Origin of the sequence: Caproicibacter sp. BJN0012 (assembly GCF_035986805.1) — a bacterium.
Lineage (GTDB): Bacteria > Bacillota > Clostridia > Oscillospirales > Acutalibacteraceae > Caproicibacter.
The window spans coordinates 565525-585966 of sequence record NZ_CP142518.1; the positions used below are offsets into that span (position 1 = coordinate 565525).

15 protein-coding genes are annotated in these 20442 nt (G+C 57.0%); 6 read left to right on the forward strand and 9 right to left on the reverse strand.

Annotated elements, in window-relative coordinates:
* Window positions 1-24 precede the first annotated feature (24 nt).
* From VA597_RS02820 to VA597_RS02845, 6 genes are all read right to left on the reverse strand, one after another.
* Entirely contained in the window at window positions 25-3792 is a 3768-nt protein-coding gene (locus VA597_RS02820) for a phosphoribosylformylglycinamidine synthase (RefSeq protein ID WP_326975649.1), read from the reverse strand.
* Window positions 3793-3950: 158 nt separating this feature from the next.
* The gene (locus tag VA597_RS02825) at window positions 3951-5333 is read right to left on the reverse strand and encodes a penicillin-binding transpeptidase domain-containing protein (protein WP_326975087.1); all 1383 of its coding nucleotides are present in this window, start codon (window positions 5331-5333) and stop codon (window positions 3951-3953) included.
* Window positions 5330-7012, reverse strand: coding sequence for an FtsW/RodA/SpoVE family cell cycle protein (locus VA597_RS02830; protein ID WP_326975088.1), 1683 nt, complete (start codon window positions 7010-7012; stop codon window positions 5330-5332). Before VA597_RS02830 ends, VA597_RS02825 begins: the two co-directional genes overlap by 4 nt.
* 101 nt (window positions 7013-7113) lie before the next feature.
* The gene (locus tag VA597_RS02835; protein ID WP_326975089.1) at window positions 7114-7965 is read right to left on the reverse strand and encodes a hypothetical protein; all 852 of its coding nucleotides are present in this window, start codon (window positions 7963-7965) and stop codon (window positions 7114-7116) included.
* Between the two features lie 109 nt (window positions 7966-8074).
* Window positions 8075-8743, reverse strand: coding sequence for an acyltransferase (locus VA597_RS02840; protein ID WP_326975090.1), 669 nt, complete (start codon window positions 8741-8743; stop codon window positions 8075-8077).
* Window positions 8744-8808: 65 nt separating this feature from the next.
* Window positions 8809-9675 carry a dockerin type I domain-containing protein gene (locus VA597_RS02845; protein ID WP_326975091.1) on the reverse strand — a complete coding sequence of 289 codons (867 nt, stop codon included), beginning with the start codon at window positions 9673-9675 and terminating at the stop codon, window positions 8809-8811.
* Between the two features lie 650 nt (window positions 9676-10325).
* Between VA597_RS02845 and rlmD the strand changes: the two genes are divergently transcribed.
* The 4 genes from rlmD (at window position 10326) to VA597_RS02865 (ending at window position 13770) form a co-directional block, all read left to right on the forward strand.
* Window positions 10326-11693 carry a 23S rRNA (uracil(1939)-C(5))-methyltransferase RlmD gene (gene rlmD, locus VA597_RS02850; RefSeq protein ID WP_128741561.1) on the forward strand — a complete coding sequence of 456 codons (1368 nt, stop codon included), beginning with the start codon at window positions 10326-10328 and terminating at the stop codon, window positions 11691-11693.
* A gap of 48 nt (window positions 11694-11741) precedes the next feature.
* Complete coding sequence (locus VA597_RS02855; protein WP_128741562.1) at window positions 11742-12278, forward strand: nitroreductase family protein; 537 nt, start codon at window positions 11742-11744, stop codon at window positions 12276-12278.
* 114 nt (window positions 12279-12392) lie between these two features.
* The gene (locus tag VA597_RS02860; RefSeq protein ID WP_326975092.1) at window positions 12393-12965 is read left to right on the forward strand and encodes an HD domain-containing protein; all 573 of its coding nucleotides are present in this window, start codon (window positions 12393-12395) and stop codon (window positions 12963-12965) included.
* Window positions 12966-12993: 28 nt separating this feature from the next.
* Window positions 12994-13770, forward strand: a complete 777-nt coding sequence (locus tag VA597_RS02865; RefSeq protein WP_326975093.1) for an alpha/beta fold hydrolase — start codon at window positions 12994-12996, stop codon at window positions 13768-13770.
* A gap of 204 nt (window positions 13771-13974) precedes the next feature.
* Here VA597_RS02865 and VA597_RS02870 read toward each other — a convergent pair whose 3' ends face one another.
* The gene (locus VA597_RS02870; protein WP_128741565.1) at window positions 13975-15510 is read right to left on the reverse strand and encodes a sodium:solute symporter family protein; all 1536 of its coding nucleotides are present in this window, start codon (window positions 15508-15510) and stop codon (window positions 13975-13977) included.
* Between the two features lie 40 nt (window positions 15511-15550).
* Window positions 15551-15724: a hypothetical protein gene (locus VA597_RS02875; RefSeq protein WP_164918943.1), complete on the reverse strand. Its 174-nt coding sequence runs from the start codon at window positions 15722-15724 to the stop codon at window positions 15551-15553.
* A gap of 367 nt (window positions 15725-16091) precedes the next feature.
* Here VA597_RS02875 and VA597_RS02880 point away from each other — a divergent pair, with 367 nt between their 5' ends.
* Window positions 16092-17513 (forward strand): sigma-54 interaction domain-containing protein, encoded by a 1422-nt coding sequence (locus VA597_RS02880; RefSeq protein ID WP_128741566.1) that lies wholly within the window; start codon window positions 16092-16094, stop codon window positions 17511-17513.
* A 252-nt stretch (window positions 17514-17765) separates the two neighbouring features.
* Here the strand turns inward: VA597_RS02880 and VA597_RS02885 are convergent, their stop codons facing one another.
* A complete protein-coding gene (locus VA597_RS02885) occupies window positions 17766-19055 on the reverse strand; it encodes a thiolase family protein (RefSeq protein ID WP_326975094.1) in 1290 nt (429 codons plus the stop codon).
* Between the two features lie 605 nt (window positions 19056-19660).
* Between VA597_RS02885 and VA597_RS02890 the strand changes: the two genes are divergently transcribed.
* Window positions 19661-20401, forward strand: coding sequence for an SDR family NAD(P)-dependent oxidoreductase (locus tag VA597_RS02890; protein WP_326975095.1), 741 nt, complete (start codon window positions 19661-19663; stop codon window positions 20399-20401).
* The last annotated feature ends 41 nt before the right edge of the window (window positions 20402-20442 follow it).

The window sequence follows — 20442 nt, forward strand, 5'->3', positions numbered from 1 at the left end:
GATTGCCAGCTTTCAGACTTCGTATTATTTAAAATATTTTACGCCGGATTCGAACAGCTTCTGATCTTTTTCGCCCGGCACATTTTTGTAGAGATTTTTGCCCATCCGCTCGGAGTGGCTCATCTTGCCGAGAATGCGCCCGTCCGGGCTGGTGATTCCCTCCACGGCGCTGACCGAGCCGTTCGGGCTCCATTCGGCCGAGCCGCTGGGAACACCGTCCGGCGCGCAGTACTGGGTCGCAACCTGTCCGTTCGCGATCAGGGCATCCATCCCATCGTCCTCCGCGACGAAACGCCCTTCCCCGTGGGAGATCGGAACCGCGAACACGTCGCCCGCGTTTACCCCCGCGAACCACGGGGACTTGACGGAGGTCACGCGCGTGTAGACCATGCGCGAAATATGCCGCCCGATGCTGTTGAACGTCAGGGTCGGCGCGTGTTCCGACGGAGCCGTGATTCTGCCGTACGGGACCAGACCCAGTTTAATCAGCGCCTGGAACCCGTTGCAGATGCCGAGCATCAGGCCGTCCCTTTCGGTAAGCAGCTGCTCAACAGCCTCCGCGACGCGCGGATTGCGGAAGGCCGTCGCAATGAACTTGCCGGAGCCGTCCGGCTCGTCGCCCCCGGAGAAGCCGCCGGGAATCATGATGATCTGGGAGCGGGAAATCACTTCCGACATGCGCCGGATGGTCTCCTCGATATCATTCGGCGTCAGATTGCGTACCACCAGAACTTCCGGCAGGGCGCCGGCCCTTTCAAACGCGCGCGCGCTGTCGTATTCGCAGTTTGTACCGGGGAACACCGGAATGAACACGCGCGGTTTCGCCGCCTTGATTGCGGGAACGGAGGAATTCCGGCTTTTAAACAGAGGAATATCGCGAATTTCAACCTCCGGAGCCGCTGTTGGGAAGACGTTATCCAGCGTTCCGTTCCACGCGGCGATCAGCCGGTCGAGGTCCAGCGAACACTCGCCGAGTTTCACCCGCGGTTCTTCGATCGTGTCACCCAGCGTGAGAAAAGCCTGATCCAGCAAGGGAGTCTCTCCGCTCACTTCCACGAGAATCGCGCCGGACGCCGGTGCGAATAGGCAGCGGTGATTCAGAACCGCCGGATGAAACCGGAAGCCGATCTTGTTCCCGAAGCACATGCGCGCAATCGCCGCCGCCGCTCCGCCCTCGCGGACGACCGACGCGGAAAGCACGCCGTTTTCCCCGATCAGGCGGGTCACGGAGGCGTAATAGGATTTCAGCTTCCGCCAGTTGGGCAGCAGGGTGTCCGGGTCCTCCGGCAGCGGCAGCAGCAGAACGCGGGAACCGGCCTTTTGGAATGCCGCCGAGACGGTTCTGCTCTTTTTCGTCATGCAGACCGCGAAGCTGACCAGCGTGGGCGGCACGTGAATCTCCTCAAAGGTTCCGCTCATGCTGTCCTTGCCGCCGATGGCAGGAATGCCGAGCCCGATCTGCGCGGAAAACGCGCCGAGCAGGGCGGCGGCGGGTTTGCCCCAGGTCCTGGGGTCGTCCGTCATCCGCTCAAAATACTCCTGAAAAGTCAGGCGCGCTTTGAGCGGGTCTGCGCCGACCGCCGCCAGCTTCGACAGGCTTTCCACCACCGCGTAGGCCGCCCCGTGGAACGGGGAGAAGCGGGAGACGCCGGGGATGAAGCCGTAGCTCATCGCGGTCGCGTCGTCGCTTTCGCCGGAAACCGGCAGCCCGGCCACCATGGCTTCCTCCGGCGTGAGCTGATAGGTTCCGGCGAAGGGCATCAGCACGGTTTCTGCGCCGATGCTGGAGTCAAAACGCTCGGAAAGCCCTTTCTGGCCGCAGACCTCCAGCCGGGAAAGGTTGATTTCAAACGCCTGCTCCAACGGGAGATCCGCGAGGCATTCCGGAACCTTAGCGCGGTAGTTGCCCTTCGGGTCCACGGCGGAAATCAGGGCGTCGGCGTTCTGGGTCACGCCGTTCGTGTCGAGAAACGAGCGGGCGAGATCGACGATCCGGTCGCCGCGCCATGTCATGCGAAGCCGGGAGGTTCCCGTCACTTCCGCGACGGCGGTCGCGCTCAGATTTTCACGGGCCGCGGCTTCGATAAAGGCACCCAGGTCGCCGGGGTCCAGCACGACCGCCATGCGTTCCTGCGATTCGGAAATGGCAAGCTCCGTTCCGTCAAGTCCCTCGTATTTTTTCGGAACCCTGTCCAGGTCGATGTCGAGCCCTTCTGCCAGCTCGCCGATTGCGACGCTGACGCCGCCCGCGCCGAAATCGTTGCAGCGTTTGATCCTCCGTGCGACAGCCGGGTCGCGGAACAGGCGCTGGATTTTGCGCTCGGTGGGCGGATTGCCCTTCTGCACCTCCGCGCCGCAGACCTCGATGGACTGCTCCGTGTGCGCCTTGGAGGAACCGGTGGCTCCCCCGCAGCCGTCGCGCCCGGTCGCGCCGCCCAGCAGGACGATCACGTCGCCCGGAACCGGAACGCCGCGCACCACGTTTTCTTTTGGGGAAGCGCCGATTACCGCGCCGATCTCCATGCGCTTCGCGGTGTAACCGGGGTCGTAGAGTTCCGTCACCTGACCGGTCGCCAGGCCGATCTGGTTGCCGTAGGAGCTGTAACCCTGTGCCGCGCCGGTCGTGATCTTGCGCGTCGGCAGCTTGCCTTTCCGCGTCTTTTCGAACGGAACGCGCGGATCGCCGGAGCCCGTGACACGCATGGCCTGATAGACGTAAGCCCTGCCGGAGAGCGGGTCGCGGATCGCGCCGCCGAGGCAGGTCGCCGCGCCGCCGAACGGTTCGATTTCCGTCGGGTGGTTGTGGGTCTCGTTCTTAAACTGCACCAGCCATTTCTGCACCTGCCCGTCCACCGTGACAGGCACCTCGACCGAACAGGCGTTGATTTCCTCGCTCTCGTCCAGATCGGGGAGCAGGCCGCGTTTCCGCAGCAGCTTCATTCCGATGACGGCCATGTCCATCAGGGAAACCGGTCGGTCGGTCCTTCCGTAGACCTCGTCCCTTGCGTGATAGTATTCCGCGAGTGCATCCTCGATCGCCGTGCTGAGCGCGGAACGCTCGACCGTAATCCTATTCAGGCGGGTCAGAAACGTCGTGTGGCGGCAGTGGTCGCTCCAGTAGGTGTCGATCACGCGCAGCTCCGTCACGCTGGGGTCCCGCTTCTCGGCGTCGCGGAAATAGTTCCGGCAGAACAGAAGGTCTTCCCGGCTCATGGCAAACCCCATGGACTGATGATACTCAAAAAGCCGCCCTTCGTTCCAGGAGATGAATCCTTCCACACGAACGACATCCTCAGGCGCCTTTGCCTCGGATTCGAGTGTTTCCGGCTTGCTCATGGAAGCAAGGCGGCTTTCAACCGGGTTAATCAGATAATTTTCGATTTTAATCAGGTCCTCGTGGCGCAGACCCTTGACCGCAACGAGCTTTGCAGTGGTAACCTGAGGCCGCTCGCCCTGTGTCAGCAGCTGAACGCACTGGGCGGCGGAATCCGCCCTCTGGTCATACTGTCCCGGCAGATATTCCATCGCGAAAGCTTCGTAGCCTTCGGGCAACGGATATTCCTCTTCATATACGAGGTCCACGTTCGGCTCCGAAAGGATCGTATCCCTCGCCGCGGCGTATTCTTCTCCCTTGATTCCGGAAAGGTCGTAACGGTTGACAATTTTGACGTCCTCCACGGCGGTAAGCCCCAGGTTTTCCATCAAATCCGTCCTGAGCTGCCGTGCTTCCCCGTCAAATCCAGGCCGCTTTTCCACAAAAACACGGATGACTTCTGACATTTTTTCCCCCATTCCGCCGGACAGCCGGCTGAATTTCGATCCGATCCCTGATTCAGATTTCATACAGCTTATTTTAGCATAACCGGCGTGGATAGGAAAGGGCGAAATGCACCAATTTTCGCCTTTCGCCGTGAAAGGGATTGACGTTCCCAAGCCCGGCGGAAAACGGCCTACGAAATTTTTGCCGCCGCCTGCATCAAAGCTGAGGCGAGCTTTCCGGCGGAAGCAATGCTGGAAGATTCATTTTCGACCACGACCGCAAAGGCAAGCGGGGTTTTTGCATCGGAGGAGAAGCCGACCATCCAGCAGTTTGGTTTTTTCCCATTACCGACCTCCGCCGTCCCGGTTTTCGCACAGACCTTCATGCCGGGGAACAGGGAGTCGCCGTATTCCGAAGTGACGTTATAGCGCAGGTAGGCGGTCAGTTTCGAAGCTGTTTCGGCGCTGACCAGCGGTTCGCCCGTCTGCGCCGAACCGGTCTTCGTGTGAATACCGAGGGAATTGCTCACATTCTGGATCAGATACGGCTGTGTATAGGTTCTGCCGTTCGCGATTGCGCCCATCAGAAGCATCATATGGTAAGGGTTGGCGAGGTCTGTGAATTGCCCCACGCCGGACCAGCCGAGTTCCTGCGGCTGTGCGCCGCTTACGCTGTAAGTGCTTTTGGCAGAGGGGATTCCCTCCAGAGAGAAGGAGCGGTTGAAGCCCATTTTATTTGCCATGGCGGTCATCTCATCCGCGCCAAGCTCAATGGCGATCTGGGAAAACGCGACGTTGGAGGACTTTGCGAGCGCTTTCTTGAAGCTGAGCTTCCCGTAGGCCCTGACGTCGGTGATCTTATTCCCGTTGATGGTCACGCTGCCGCTGCAGTTCCAGGTGCGCTCGTCCAGATCCGGAATTTTTTCGATGGCGGCGGCCGAAGTCACCACTTTGAAAATGGAACCGGGCGTCAGGGAGGAGGAGAGGACCTTATTCACAAACACGCCGTTATATTTGCCCGTTTTGTCGGTCGTCAGGTCCTTCGGGGGATTCGCGGGGTCGTAGTCCGGCGTGCTGACCATGCAGAGCAGCTCGCCGGTTTTATAGTTATAAAGGGCGGCCGCGCCGTTCCGGCTGCCCAGCTTCTGCCGGGCCAGCCTGCACAGGCTGCTGTCAAGCGTCAGGCGGATGTCGCTTCCCGCCGTTTTTCCGGTGGGGGTGGCGAGGCCCGTTACGGGATTGTAGCCGGACAGCTCCGCGCGGAAGCTGTACTGCACGCCGGTGGAAATATAGCCCACGGTGTCACCGACCGCGTGCAGCATCGCCCGGCGGACGGTTTCGTCCGAGTTGTAGACGCGCTTGCCGTTTGAGGTTTCGGCGAGGACCGTGCCGTTCCGGTCCAGTACCCGCCCTTCGGCGGATACCGAGCTTTCGCCGGAAATGTGCTTGTTGAACGGCTGAACGGCCCAGTTGCCTCCGTTTACAAAAAGTCCGTAAAGAAACACGCACAGGCCGCCGAGAAAGCCGATGCACAGGAAATACAGAATGAACGAACGCGTTCCGGTCGTCCTCATGATCTTTTCCTCCTTCTCGCCGCGTAGGTGCGTTCATCCCCGGCCTTGATGAACGCGAGCAGCCCCCAGACGGACACCATGCTGGAGCCGCCCATGCTGACGAACGGGAGCGTCACCCCGGTCAGGGGAAGAACGTCGGTCGCGCCGAAGATGTTGAGGCAGGTCTGGAACAGCAGCATGCCCGCCGCCGCGCAGGAGGAGATGGAGTAAAGCGCGGAGCGGCTGCGGGTCGCGTCGGAGCGCGCGTAGAGCAGAAGGCCCGCGATCGACAGCACCACGACCAGCGCCAGGATCAGGCCGAGTTCCTCGCAGAGCATGCCGAAAACCAGGTCGCTCTGGGCGGCAAACACCGATTTCAGGCTGCCGCGCCCCAGCCCGACGCCGAACAGGCCGCCGGAAGCGGAATAGCTCAGCACCCTGGTCTGCTGGTAACCCTCGTCGCCCGCGTGTTCCCACACGTGCCCCCAGACCGCGAACCGCTGCGCGACGTAGGGCCGGAATTTCAGGATCAGAAACGCGCCGAGGCCCGCCACCGCGCAGATCAGCGCGATGGTCCGCAGGCTGCCGGAACGCATGAAAGCGATGATCAGAAACGTCACGAAGAAAATGCAGGCCGTGCCAAAATCCTTCATCAGGAACAGCGCGCCCATGCACACGGCGGAAAAGCCGATGAATCCCGTCAGGTTCTGGGCGGTCTGGAGCCTGTCCAATGTGGAGGCGCCGACAAAGATAAAGGCGATTTTGACCAGCTCCGACGGCTGCAGGGTGACCGGGCCGAGCTCGATCCAGTTTTTCGCGCCGTTATATTCCCTGCCCAGAACCAGATTGGCCGCGAACAGCAGCAGGGCCAGTACGCCGATTGCGGCGCGCCAGCGCATCGCCCGGTCGAGGTCCCCCAAAAACCAGATCATGAGGCAGAACAGCACGATCCCCGCCGCCAGCGCCGCGAGCTGGACCCAGGTGTTTTTCACGCCGGTCCCGCTCAGCAGAAGAATGCCGACGCCGCTGCTGAAAAAGGCGATGGTTTCCAGCTCGAAGCTGACCCGCCCCAGAACCTTGATCGAAAAGAAATAAAGTCCCCATTCCAGGAGCAGAAGGATCCCCAAAGGAATCAGCGGCAGAACGTCCGGCTTTGCGCCGGCAAAACAGGCCTGTCCGCCCAGAAGGAGCTGGGCGACCGTCACCGCGCGCATCAGAGAGGAAGGGGAGGCGGCCGGCCTGCGCGGGCGTTTGGACGGCTTCAGGCCGCTGACGTCCGCGGTGCGTTTGAGCATCAGGGCGGTGGAACCCATCGCGATGGAGTCTCCCGGGAGGACGGACGCGTTCTGACGGACCTTTGTCCCGTTGATGAACGTGCCCGCCTTGGAATTGGTATCGGTTACGAGCCAGCCGCTTTCGCGGCGGAACAGGACCGCGTGCGCGCGGCTGACGGTCGCGTCGTCCAAAATGATGTCGCAGCTGCGGCTGCGTCCGATGGAATTTTCCCAGTACAGGACCGGGATTACCTCATGCGTCGTCATATCTTCCAGAACAACGACGGGGTCCTCGCGCCTGCGCCCGGTCCGCAGGGAAGAAAAGCAGCGGAGCGCCACGACGGTGCCGATCAGCGCGACGGCGACCCGGGCCGCAAACAAAAGGATGGATTCTGCGCTGCCAAGTGCGGATAGAATCGAATTCAAGAAAGGACCTCCTTTCGGTTCATGAAATATTATAGCGATATTCCGCCGCAAAGTAAACGGGGAGCCGCCCGGATGCGGAATCAGAGGACGGCCCCGTGTTTTTACTGCTTCAGCACTCCAAGATGGCTCATCAGCTTGGGAAGGCAGGCTTCAAATTCCAGCCCGAAGCCGCCGTCCCTTCCGCTTTCCCTTGTTCTGCGGATGCAGTCCGCCGTAAAGTCGACGGCAAGCTGCATGGCCGCGCTTTGATGCATCCCCCGAAGCAGCCCGGCGATCATTGCGGCGCCGAACAGGTCCCCGGCACCCGGCCACTCTCCGCCGATGCGGTGTGAAAATGCATAACTGGCGTTTCCGCTTTCGGAGTCATAAACCGCGGAACCCATCAGGTCCGGGCTGAACCAGACCCCTGTCGCGACCGCGCTTTTCGCCCCCAGGGAACACACGCCGCACAGTACGTTTTCCACCGTCTTTCGGTCCCAGGGGCCCCGGTGCTCCCGCTCCCCCAGCAAAGCCGCAGCGTCCCCGACCGGAAGGATCGCAAGGCCGGCCTGCGCGCAGAACCGCCGGGCCAGCTTTGTTTCTTCCGGCGCGGGCCCGGATCTGTTTTCTCTTCCGTTCCACCCGGAAGATCCCAGCAGGACCAGATTATCCTTTTCCCGGAATGCGTTCAGAAAATGAGAAAAAACGCCGGCCTGCTTTTCCGTTTCGGGAAATCCGAAGATCACGGCGTCGAACGAATATCCCAGTTTCTTCCATTGATCCGCACAGGCGGGAAGCTCCCCGCTCAGGTCCCTCCTGAGGTCCTCCGCCGCCGGCGACGGTTCAAAACAGGCCGGAGCCAGACAGACCTCGATCCCGGCGGCGGCAAGGACCGGCAGCGCCGCCGCCATGGAACGCCTCCCTGTCCCGCATACGGTGCCGACCAGCGCCGCGCGTTTCCTTTCGTTCATCATTATCCCTCCAAACCGTAATACTTTTACAATAAACGGAGGGGAGAAGGGATTCAAGGAGAAAAATGCAGATTGACAAAAAGAAAACGGCCACCGAAAAGGTGGCCGCGCTTCATTTCCGCTCCGCAATCTCTCCCGCCCGTTTGTAAATGCTGTGCGGCGGAATCCATCCGCGCACCATCGAAAGGGGATAAACGGTCGTTTCCCTGCCGACGATCGTCCCGGGGTTCAAAACGGAGTTGCATCCGATCTCCACATGGTCGCCCAGCATGGCGCCGATCTTGCGCAGGCCCGTCTCAATCCGCTCGCTGCCCGTGTGGATCCACACGTCGGTTTTGTCGGATTTAATATTGGAGGTGATGGACCCGGCGCCCATATGCGCCTTGTACCCCAGAATGGAGTCTCCGACATAGTTATAATGCGGAACCTGAACGCCGTCGAACAGAATCACGTTTTTCAGCTCCGTGGAGTTGCCGACGACGCAGTCGGCGCCGACCAGCGCGTTTCCCCTGACGAATGCGCATTGGCGCACTTCGGTGCGGGGGCCGATGATCGCGGGCCCGTGCAGATAGGCGGAATCGAACACGGCGGCGGTCCGGTGCACCCAGACGTTCTCCCCCCGGCGTTCGTATGCTTCCGCGGACAGGCTGCCGCCGATCTGGAGGATCAGCTCCCCGATTTTCGGCAGCGCCTCCCACGGGTAGCCCAGCGTGCTCAAAAGAGGCGCCGCGGCGGTATGGGACAGATCAAACAGGCTGCAAATTTCAGCGGGTTCAAACATATTCATGATCTCCTTTGTTTCACGATCCGTCCCTATTATAATACTTTTCCGAGTCCGGTCAATCCTCAGCCGTCCCCGGACACCATCTTTTTCAGTTCCAGCAGGTCGCTGGTGGTGATGCCGCCGTCCCCGTTCAGGTCCGCCGCGCGGCGGAGATCGGATTTCAGCGTGCCGGAGCCCGTCAGGTAGCTGTAAAGCGCCCTGCAGGCCGCGCCGTTCGGGGAACCGCAGCGCGTCAGGTCCCCGGGAATGATGGCCGTGACACGGTTCTGAAGGGTGCCGTCTGGATTTTCAACGGTCAGGACATCTCCCGTGCAGACGGCTCCGCTTTGCCGGGCGCTGCCTGCGGAACTCTGAACCGTCAGCCGGGAGCCGGCTACGCCCTGTTCCGAAAGCTGGTCCTCCAGATCCGACACCGTGACGGGTCCGCTGAATTCGTAATAACCGCCGTTTCCCGGTAAGACCGTCTCCGCGGTTGAAGAAGCGGAGGACTCCGGTAAGCCCTGAGACGATTCCGGCTCGCTTCTTTCTTCTTCGGAAGAGTTTCCGGCGGAAACTTCGGAGGAGCTTCCCGCGGATTCCTCGGAGGATGGCCCCGCCGGGCTTTCCGGATTGACGTTGACGAACGACTGATACAGATTTCCCGCATGATCGTATATTCTGACGATGTCGCCGTCGTCCAGCGGCCCGGATGTTCTGGGATTGCCGTCTTTGTCCGTCACGGTCACGGACACTCCGGGGTCGAAAGCCAGCATTTCTTCCCTGACCGACTCGACCGTTGCGCCGTCCCCGAACCAGTGTTCCGTATATCCGGAGGGAACGTTCTGATTTGCAGTTTGTTGTGCGTGAATTGCAGCGGATGGAATCACGGCCAGAAAAAGGAGGATCACTAAAATGGACAAGAACCCCTTTTTTTCGATCGTTTTCTTCATAATCTCCCATCCTTCCCCGTCTGATCGTACCACTCTTTCGTTTCAGGCATAATGATTTGTGGAATACATTCACTTTGATAAATAACATATGAATTTTTTGAGATTAGATTATGCAAAAATACAGACGGAGTTTCTTATGATGGAAGGGTAAAGACGGCTGGAAGTGCGACCGGCCCTCTTGGCATGAAAGGAACTGGAACTTAATAAATCGATCCACGCGATAGAGGTATTTTGGGGGCGCGCTGTTTCCGGAGGCAGATAAGCCATGTAAAAAAGGCAAAAACCGGCATTCGCCGGTTTTTGCCTTTTTGGGGAGGAGTTGTATTGAAAAGGTGTGGCAGATCCTGCCACGAGACTTGTAATCATAGATTATGGTCGAAATCAGAAAATGAATGTGATAAATTACCATCTTTCATTTCTTCGCTTACAGTATAACGCCATGGTTCTTTGATGTCAACGGCTTTCCCGAATTCGTCAGAAGAATCTACTCTTTGTATAAAACGTAGGAATAAATAAAACATTTTTAGTAATTATTCACTACGCGCCGAATCAGGTCTGCAACGGTTTTCCGCAATCTGCAGGCGTGGCTTGTATTATGCGGCGGGCGATGGTACACTAGACGGATAAAGGAAAGCAGAACGGAGAAAAAAATGGAACTGGAAAAAAATCAGATAATTGAACTTGCGATAACGGGATATACCTCTGAAGGCAACGGCGTCGGACGGTATCGCGGTATCGCCGTTTTTGTTCCGCAGGCGGCCGCCGGGGACCTGCTGTCGGTCAAGATCGTAAAGACTGCCAAAAACTACGCGTTTGGCAGGGTGGAAAAGATCCTTTCCCCTTCCAAGGACCGGATCCCATCGGATTGCCCGCAGTTTTCCCGGTGCGGGGGATGCGCATTCCGCCACATCAGCTACGAGGCGGAGTGCAAAGCCAAGCAGCAGCGCGTTCAGGACGCGGTCGAACGGATCGCCGGATTCCACTTTGCCGTGCTGCAGCCGATTATCTGCGCGGACCGTCCGGACCGTTACCGCAACAAGGCTCAGCTGCCGGTCGGCGGCGGGCCGGGCGGAGAAATCAACCTGGGCTTTTATGCTTCCCGGAGCCACCGAATCATCGACTGCGGCGAATGTCTGCTGCAGCCGGAGGTGTTCGCGGCGGCGGAGGACGCGTTCCGAGAATGGGAAAGACAGACCCGGGAGGATGTCTATGACGAAAAAACCGGCAGGGGGCATCTCAGGCACCTTTTCCTCCGTCTGGCGGAAGCTACCGGAGAAGTGATGGCATGCGTCGTGGTAAATGGAAACGGCGTTCATCGTGAGCCGGAGCTTGTGGAACTGCTGAAAAAGAAGGTCCCGGGCCTGAAGAGCGTTGTCGTCAACAACAACCGCGAGCGCACCAACGTGATTCTCGGCCCGAAGTGCCGCACGGTCTGGGGACAGGATACGATCACGGACGAACTGTGCGGGCTGAGGTTTCGCATTTCGCCGCTGTCCTTTTATCAGGTAAACCGCAGACAAGCGGAACGCCTTTACGGGCTGGCGGCGAAATACGCGGGACTGAGCGGCGGGGAAACCGTGCTGGACCTTTATTGCGGTACGGGGACCATCGGGCTTTCCATGGCGAAGAACGCCGGAAAAGTCGTCGGGGTGGAGATTGTGCCGCAGGCTGTGGAAGATGCGAAACGCAACGCGGCGGAGAACGGGATCGATAACGCCGAATTTGTCTGCATGGATGCCGCAAAGGCCGCGGATATGCTGAAAAACCGCGGGGAAAAACCGGACGTCGTCATTCTCGACCCGCCGCGCAAAGGCTGTGACGAAGCGCTGATCGGCTGCGTGGCGCAGATGGCGCCGCAGCGCGTGGTTTACGTCTCCTGCGATCCTGAAACGCTGGCGCGGGATCTGAAGCGTTTCGCTCTTCTCGGATATAAAACCATGCAGGTTACGCCGGTCGATTTGTTTCCCCGCACCGCGAATTGTGAAGTTTGCTGCCTGCTGACGAAACAGGCGTTATGAGATGATAGACGTCTGTATGGATGAAGAGGCTGAAAGGAGACGGCCGGGTTGAAACAAATAGAAAACAGAAGGAGTATCCGTAAATATCAAAATAGAAAAGTTGAAAAAGAAAAGATTGTTCAAATACTGGAAAGTGCCAGGCTGGCACCCTCCGGAAGCAATACGCAGCCTTGGACATTCATTGTCGTGGAATCGGAGGATACGAAAGAAAAGCTGACCATTGCCGACCATAATCAAACCTGGATGATGACGGCTCCAATCTTTATTGTGTGCGTAGCGGATATTCGGTGCCGCATTTCCGCGGATGCCGGGATCAGGCTGGATGAGAACAGCGCTGAGCCGGAACTTAAGCAGATTATTCGGGATACTGCAATCGCTATCGGGCATCTACTGCTTGAAGCGGAAAATCAGGGACTGGGGGCCTGTTGGACGGCCTGGTTTGAACAGGGCGATGTCAGGCCTATTCTGAACATACCGGAAGATAAATATGTGTGCGGGATCATTACGGTGGGATATGGCGGCGAGACGCCAAAACGGCGGCCGAGAAAAGCAATGGAAGAAATCGTAAGATATGAAACATGGTGATGATACAGTTGGAAGAAGCGGCTGCGCGATTGAGTTGTACAGAAGGTCGAAGCCGCCGTGCCGTCCATGAAAACAGGTCTCCAGACCGAAAGTTCCGAAGATTGGAGAATGAGCATGGAAATTAAAAAATTGATATCCTTTATCGAAGAATCTGAAAAGCTGAAATCTGTTGTTCGGACGGCATGGACAAGCGAAGGGCGCAGAGAAAGCACCGCCGAACACTCCTGGCGTCTTGCCCTTTTTGCCGGCGTTCTGTCTGATTCTTTCCCTGAACTGGATTTGTCAAAAATTTTGATGATGAGCCTGATTCACGATATCGGTGAAATTTATGAAGGTGACATTTCCGCCGCGTCATGTCCCGACAAAAGAGCAAAATATGCGGCGGAATACCAGGCGGCCCAATCCGTTTTTGCAATTCTTCCGGAGCCGCAGGCCAGCCGGCTGATGGATATCTGGATGGAATACAATGACAACTCCACACCGGAGGCGAAGCTGGTGAAGGCTTTGGACAAAGCGGAAACGATCATCCAGCATAACCAGGGGAATAATCCGCCTGATTTTGATTATCAATTCAATCTGGAATATGGCAAGGAATATTTCCAATCCGACGATAGATTAAAGCCGCTTCGGTCAATGATCGATGAAAAGACGAGACAAAGGATGGCGATAGGACGGCCCGGCTTTTGAAAGCCTGGACAAGGTGGAGGCGGGATGAGTGAAAGAATATTCGATCGGGCGGACAAGGTACGTTCTTCGCTATCATGATCTTCCCGGCAAAGAGATGCCGATCCTTTTTATCCACGGACTCGGATGCGCGGGCTCGTTCGATTATCCCGAGGCTGCCGTTCAGGGTTCCCTGAGGGATCACCGCCGTATTCTCGTCGATCTTTTAGGCGCCGGTTACAGCGACAAGCCTGACGACTTCGGCTATGCCGTCGAGGATCATGCGGAATACCTGCTGGAATTCATCGACCATTTGAACCTTGGCCCGTTTATCCTGTTCGGCCATAGCCTGGGCGGGGCGATTGCCATTGCCCTCGCGGACAAATGCAGGGACAGGCTTCATCAGATTATTTTAAGTGAATCGAATTTGGACAAAAGCTCTCAAGGATCGACGAGCGGATACATCGCCGGGTTTAAGATGGAGGACTTTATCGGTCAGGGATTCAGCGGGCTGATAAAGGACAGCCGCGAAAACGGAAACGGAATGTGGGCGGCGTCCATGTCCGCATGGCTTCCTAAGGCGGCCTATTTGATCTCTAAATCGGCTTCCGAGGGAGGAAATCCGTCATGGAGAAGCGTATTATATTCGCTGGGGTGTCAGAAGACTTTTATTTTTGGCGAAAATTCTCTGCCTGACCCGGATGTGCAGGTCCTGAAAGAGCACGGCGTCCAAATTGAAATCGTGAAACAGGCCGGTCATTCCATGGCGTGGGAAAATCCGGGGGGATTGGCCTCCGCCATCAGCCGGGGGATTCAGTCCGCAAAATAGCCGGGTCCCGGCAGCCGCACGCGTTCTTAAATAAAAAGGCGGGCTGAAAATCATGTTTTTCAGCCCGCTTTTTTTGGTGACCGTTGCTCCCCGACGGTCTGGGGATACTGTGCTTGCAAAAGCGGCGGCCATTATCGGACTGTAACCCGATAATGGCCGTTCTTGAGGGGGCTCTTATAAACTTTTCGGGTGGAGACTGGGAGATTAAACGTCCTTGCGCACCATGTGGGTTACGCGAAGAGTGCTTTCGCTGGCGTGGTCGGTGAAAAAGGCCTCGTAGGCTTCCAGGGGCGGCTTCTTTCCGACGGCGATACCGATGGCGGCGGCGATCAGCGAGCAGCCGCAGGAAACGATGAAGACCGGAAGACCCAAAGGCGTCCCTTTAATCATGCAGAATATATAAACCACCATGCCGACGATCATGGAGGCAAAGGCGGCGAGGTTGTTCATGCGCTTCACGTACAGCCCCAGCCAGACGGAGGCGAAGAACATGGTGCCGAATGCGCCGTACACGTAGGTGAATCCGTTTGCGAGAAGGGTAAACTGGCCGATCGCGCAGAGAACGGCCAATACGCCGAGGGAGAGGATCGTGATGCGGAGCTGCTTGGTGGTTTTTTCGTCTTCTTCGCCGGAAGCCTCTTTCCCCTGCAGGACGCGCTTGATGTCGTAGATCAGCGAAGTGGAGCAGTGGAGCAGCATGGAGTTGGCGGTCGATACGGCCGCCGCGCAGATGGCGGTCAGGGCCAGCGCGCCCAGGACCGGGTTGATGTTGCTTTTAATCAGGCGCGGGAACATGTAGTCGCTTGTGATGCCCTGTGGCAGGCTGGGCATGAGCATTTTTCCTCCCATGCCGATCACGACGAGGGGAATAAAGACAAAAACGAGGAGAATCAGAACGATAAACATTTGCTCCGCGGCGGTTTTCGCATTGCGGGGCGCCATAAAACGTGAGACCCAGTGAGGCGCGACCGTGGACCCGAAGCAGTTGGATAAAAAGTAGGAAACCAGGGTGCTGGCACCGAAAGTGCCCCATGAGCTGCCGAGAATTCCCTTTTCGAGCGGAGCGCCGCCTTCCAGGGTCGGGGCGGTGGTGGTGGCGAAATTCTGGATGATATTGCCGATTCCGCCGCAGTTCTGCAGAACCGCAACCATTGCGGCGATGACGCCGATCAGAATGAGCGCGGCGTTGAGGGTATCGGTCGCCGCGACGGATTCAAACCCGCCCATGCAGGTAAAAATCAGAAGGATCATGAAAAACAGGACCGCGAAATTATATGGGATTCCCGTAATAGTTGAAAAGACGATCCCAAACCCCTGGACCTGAATGTAGGAAAAGACAAAATAGCCGATCAGCTCGATCACGGCGGAGAAAATCTGGATGGGGCTTTTTTCGGTATAGGGGTCGTAGCGCAGATGCATATATTCGGGGAAGGTGCGGCACGGAACCTCTGGGCGGCGGATCTTGTAAGCAACCAGCGGCATCAGGGCCGTGGCCAGGAACCAGCCGGCGACCCAGCCGAAAACGGCGCTGACGCCGCGGGAATAAATATTGCCGGGCACGCCCATGACGGACGCCACGGAGAGCCAGGTGGCCATCGTCGTGCCGACTCCGAGCAGAAGGCCCATTTTGTTGCCACCGGTTGTGAAATCGGTCATGGTCTCGACTTTTTTGCTGCTGACCAGGGATGTTACGATAATAAAGGCAAAATATAAAATAAATACCCAAATATAAATACTCATCGGAATTCCTCCCTCATTTTACTACACGAAAGCCTCTGGCTTATTTTTTTGTATCCGGCGCTTTCTTCGCATCCGGATTGCAGGTAAACAAATGGCCGGTTGCGCCCAGCCGGGAGAGACCTGTCCTTTCGATTACGATGGCAACGCCGAGGTAGATGATAAGACCGGCAATAAGGACAAGGATCCATGCGATGAAGGGAAACAGGGAAACCATAAGAACTCCTCTCTTTCATTCATGATTTGTTTTGCTCCGCATCGTGCGATGCAGGCCGCCGCTCCAAGCGGCCGCGGAAATGACGGTATGGTTCTGCGAATCGGAACATTGAATGTTGTTTTGAAAGGATGGCCGCCTCAAGCGTCCGGGAGGACAACCCGCCAGCCGCCTTCCTGCTTTCCCGCCTCCTTATGTTTGATCGTATTGATACACCTGACATTTAAAGCAAATTCAATGCCAGTATGTTGATTGGGGAAATTTTGATCCGATCCGATTTCAATCGATTGATTCCCAAATTGTAAATATGATATAATAATTTGCGGCAAACGGACCTGAGTTTGATGAATGTTTAAAGAAAGCGGGTGGAATGGTGGAAGTAAACGAGTTCTATGAAATGATGCTGGACAACATTCCGTATGGGATCTATATTTTGGATGCAAAGGGTAAGTACATCTATGTCAACAGCACCTATGTACGGACTCTGAACATGAGCAAGGCTGAACTGCTGACTTACAACGTGCACGACTTTCTTAAAACCGGTCTGATCACCTTCTGCATCTCGGACATTGTTTACCAGAAAAAGCGGCATGTCGCGATGTTTCAGGATATTCACAGCGTGGGAAACCAGGGGAACACTTCCTTCCGGCAGCTGGTGATTTCCAATCCCGTCCTCGGCCCGAACGGAGAGGTGCAGAACATTATCGCGCTGTGCAAATCGCTGGATTCCCTGAACGAATTCTACAATGAGGCCGCCATGAGCAACGGGGTGTCTTCCTTCGCGCGGCCTGTGCAGCCGATTCCCAGCGGCGAGTCGGTGATTGCCGAGAGCAAGGCGATGAAGGATATTCTCGCCATGGCGAAAGAAGTGGCAAATGTGGACGCCTCGATTTTGATTACGGGGGAGTCGGGGACCGGCAAGGAGGTCATCGCCCAGTATATCCACCAGAGCAGCAGGCGCTCCGGCAAAAAAATGGTTGTCATCAACTGCGCGTCTCTGCCGGAAAACCTGCTGGAAGCCGAGCTGTTCGGCTATGAGAAGGGCGCCTTCACCGGAGCGTCCCCCAATGGGAAAGCCGGGATGTTCGAAATGGCGGACGGCGGCACGCTTTTTCTGGATGAGGTCAATTCCCTGCCCTACTCCCTGCAGGGAAAGCTGCTGCGGGCCATTGAAACGAAAAATATTCAGAGGATCGGTTCCACTCACAGCAAGCAGGTGGATTTCCGCCTGATCTCCGCGACCAACGAGGACCTCTGGAAAGCCGTCGCGGAGAAGCGGTTCCGGGCCGATCTGTTTTTCCGTCTCAACGTGATCCCCCTGCCCCTTGTGCCCCTGCGGGAACGCAGGGAAGACATCGTTCCCCTAGCCCTTCATTTTTTGAATTATTACAACAATAAATACAACAAAAATAAGAATTTTACGGAAGCGACGATCGCGAATATTCTGGAATACCCCTGGTATGGCAATGTGCGTGAATTAAAGAACTTTGTGGAGCGTTCCGTTGTGATGAGCGCCGGCGACTATATTGAAATCAACGACATTGGCGCAATCGCGGCAAACTCTGACTTTTCATCGATCCATCGGCCCCTGATCCCGCTTCAGAGCGCTCCCACCCGTTTTGACACCATGATGCAGCAGGGGGTTTCACTGGAGCAGTATGTTTCTCAGTGCGAGTGCGAATACCTGAACTTCGCGATGGAACGCTTTCAGAGCACTTATGCCGCCGCCAAGGCGCTGGGAACGAGCCAGTCCGCCATTATGCGCAAGAAAAGGAAATACCATCTGAAGTGATCCGGCCGCTCCGAAGCGCGGAGGATTGATTTCAATTTCAGCGGTCGGAACAGCCCGGCTTTTGGGATATCTTGATGACGGAAAAAGAGGAACCGTGCAGAATGATCTGGAATTCTGCACGAATTTTTTATATTATTACAGATTCGTATTGTACTATGTTTCTATAAAATTAAAATTCCTTCAGGCTTCCGGCGGAGGCTGAATTTTCCGCCGGAAGCCGCCCGGCCGCATCCAATCGTCAATCCCTGACAGTCAGACGCGGATAATGCATCCGTCACCCTGCGTGAGTCCTCCGCAGATTGCGCAGGCTGCGATCCCGCCGCCTCTGCGGCGCAGCTCCATGCCGGCGTTCATCATGATGCGTGCGCCGCTGGCCGTATTTGCGTGGCCGATGGCGATTGCGCCGCCGTTGACGTTCAGTTTTTTCATGAGGGATTCGTAAACTCCAGCGTCGAATGTATCCAACGGATAATGTGCGATCATGGAGACAGCGCGGGCGTAGTCGTCCTCCAGAAATGCCTTGCAGGCCAGAAGTTTGCAGGAGACCAGTGGAACCGCGGCAAATGCCTCGTTGATTTCGATGACATCCAGGTCCTCCAGGGAGAGCTTCTGGGCATTCAGCAGCTTCTTAATGGCGAGCGCGGGAGCCACCGGCAGCAATTCCGGAGCGGCGGCGATGGAGCAGATATCGACAACCGTATAGAGAGGCTGAATGCCCAATTCCTCTGCCTTGCTCCGCTTCATCAGGATCTGGGCGGCGGCGCCGTCGTTCAGGCCGGGGGCGTTGCCCGCGGTAATCGTCGGGTTCCCGAAGATCGTGGGCAGCTTGGCCAGACTTTCCATGCTGATTTCCGGGCGGTACTGCTCATCGATCTCCAGTGTGTGGCTTTCGGCCTTTTTGCCCTTTTTAACGGTGTATTCGATGGGGAACATAACGGATTTATAAAACCCGTTTTCATATGCCCGGCCGTATTTCTGGTGGCTTGCCAGCGCCAGCTCATCCTGCTCTTCGCGGGTGACATGATAGACCTGGGCCACATTTCCGGAGTCCACGGAAACGGGAGCGTAATCCTTGTAACCCAGCGGGAACAGGGGATCTTCCAACTGCAGGCCGCCGGTCTTGACGCCGGCCCATCTCATGTTGCGGGCCAGATAGGGGACCGTGCTGAAGCTGGTGGCGCCGCCGGCAAGGGCGGTCTCGGTCTCTCCCAGAAGAATGCGGCCGGCGGCATAGTTGGCGGCGGACATGGCGGAAACGCAGGCCTTGTCCAGAGTGACGGAGGGCGTGGTCGCGGGCAGGCCCGCTTTCAGGAGCGACTGGCGCGCCACGACGGGAGTATACGGGTCTTTGCAGTTGGTCGTATCGCCGCACCCCCACCACACCTCGTCGATGCTTTCCGGCGCCAGGCCGGCCTGTTCAATTGCGGCCTTCATGGCGGCGGCGCCCAGATCGTAGATGTCCACATTTTTTAAGCTTCCCCCGAAGCGTCCGAAAGGGGTCCGCGCGGCGCTCACTACAACAATTTCTTCTTTCATTTTCATGGCTGTTTCCTCCTCGGTTTTTATTTTTGAAGCGACTGTGTGCGCAGAAAGGATTGATTTGCCGGGCGATCCCGGCGCGCTGAACACAATCTCCGTTTTATACCTCGCAAAATCCGTGCCAATTGGAGCAAATAAACCGGATCAGAATTTTTTTCCGCGGATATTTCCGCCGAAGGCCCTGTTTGGAACCTCGTTTCCCGCCCGGATGCAAGATGTTCGCGATAGCTCGGGGGATTCCGTACCACTTTGCCCGTGGAGAGCCGGCGGGCCCTGACGGCGCCGCCGGAAACCGGAATCGAATCGAATACGCCTTGACAAACTCAAATCGACTTGTTGTTAAGTCGATTCAGACTTAAAAGCCCGGACGAGACGCCTGAATCGTTTTCCCTCATCCGCGATTCGAGACGGGTCCGGGCAGGGAAAAGAAAAGCAAGAACGCGCTGTGGCCGGCAAATTGAAATTATTGCTTGGATCCGGGGCACTGAAAAATAAAAAAGTCCGTTCCTTATTTGCAATTGGCACGGTATTTGCAGGTTGTTTTCACTGTAGAACGGATTTGGCGGACAGCCAGTTCTCAATTCAATTTTTTGAAGGAGGATTTTACGATGGGTAAACTGAGTGGAAAGTATGCTGTTGTAACAGGCGGAGGACAGGGAATCGGCAGGGCGATCGTGGAGGCCTATCTGAAAGAGGATATCGCGGGGCTCGTGATCATCGACTACAACGTCGAAGTGGCGAACAAAACGAAAGTGGAAATCGATCCCGACGGGAGAATCACCGTTGTCTCCTGCGATATTTCGTCGAGGGAGAGCGTCGAAACGGCGTTCCAGGAAGTTTTCAAAGTGCTGCCGCAGGTTGATATCCTTGTCAACAACGCGGGGATTACGCGCGATGCCATGCTTCATAAGATGAAGTATGAGGATTTCGCGCGCGTTCTGCACACCAATCTTTTCGGCGGGTTTTCCTGCACGCAGATGGTCGCCCCCGGGATGCGCGAGCGCAACTACGGCAAGATCGTCTTTATCGGGTCCATCAATTCCTACGGACAGATCGGGCAGTCCAATTACGCCGCTTCCAAAGCCGGCATCCTGGGACTGGCCAAATCAAACGCGAAGGAGCTTGCCAAACACAACGTCACCGTCAATGTGATCGAACCCGGCTACATCAAGACGGATATGCTGAAGACGGTTCCCGAAAAGATCATCAGCACCTGGCTTGACCTGATTCCCATGCACCGCATGGCCGATCCTTCCGAGCTGGCGCCGGTGGCCGTGTTCCTGGCAAGCGACGACTCGAGCTTTGTGACCGGCAATGTCATCCGTGTCTGCGGCGGAGCGAAAATGTAAGTTGGCGCGGACTGCCGGCAGGCAGCGGCGAAATCATTGAA

Excerpts from the sequence above, each read along its gene's own strand:
- VA597_RS02820 (WP_326975649.1), bottom strand. The coding sequence starts at position 3,792 with ATGGGGGAAAAAATGTCAGAAGTCATCCGTGTTTTTGTGGAAAAGCGG.
- VA597_RS02825 (WP_326975087.1), bottom strand. The coding sequence starts at position 5,333 with ATGAGGACGACCGGAACGCGTTCGTTCATTCTGTATTTCCTGTGCATC.
- VA597_RS02835 (WP_326975089.1), bottom strand. The coding sequence starts at position 7,965 with ATGATGAACGAAAGGAAACGCGCGGCGCTGGTCGGCACCGTATGCGGG.
- VA597_RS02840 (WP_326975090.1), bottom strand. The coding sequence starts at position 8,743 with ATGTTTGAACCCGCTGAAATTTGCAGCCTGTTTGATCTGTCCCATACC.
- VA597_RS02845 (WP_326975091.1), bottom strand. The coding sequence starts at position 9,675 with ATGAAGAAAACGATCGAAAAAAAGGGGTTCTTGTCCATTTTAGTGATC.
- rlmD (WP_128741561.1), top strand. The coding sequence starts at position 10,326 with ATGGAACTGGAAAAAAATCAGATAATTGAACTTGCGATAACGGGATAT.
- VA597_RS02860 (WP_326975092.1), top strand. The coding sequence starts at position 12,393 with ATGGAAATTAAAAAATTGATATCCTTTATCGAAGAATCTGAAAAGCTG.
- VA597_RS02870 (WP_128741565.1), bottom strand. The coding sequence starts at position 15,510 with ATGAGTATTTATATTTGGGTATTTATTTTATATTTTGCCTTTATTATC.
- VA597_RS02875 (WP_164918943.1), bottom strand. The coding sequence starts at position 15,724 with ATGGTTTCCCTGTTTCCCTTCATCGCATGGATCCTTGTCCTTATTGCC.
- VA597_RS02880 (WP_128741566.1), top strand. The coding sequence starts at position 16,092 with ATGGTGGAAGTAAACGAGTTCTATGAAATGATGCTGGACAACATTCCG.
- VA597_RS02885 (WP_326975094.1), bottom strand. The coding sequence starts at position 19,055 with ATGAAAATGAAAGAAGAAATTGTTGTAGTGAGCGCCGCGCGGACCCCT.
- VA597_RS02890 (WP_326975095.1), top strand. The coding sequence starts at position 19,661 with ATGGGTAAACTGAGTGGAAAGTATGCTGTTGTAACAGGCGGAGGACAG.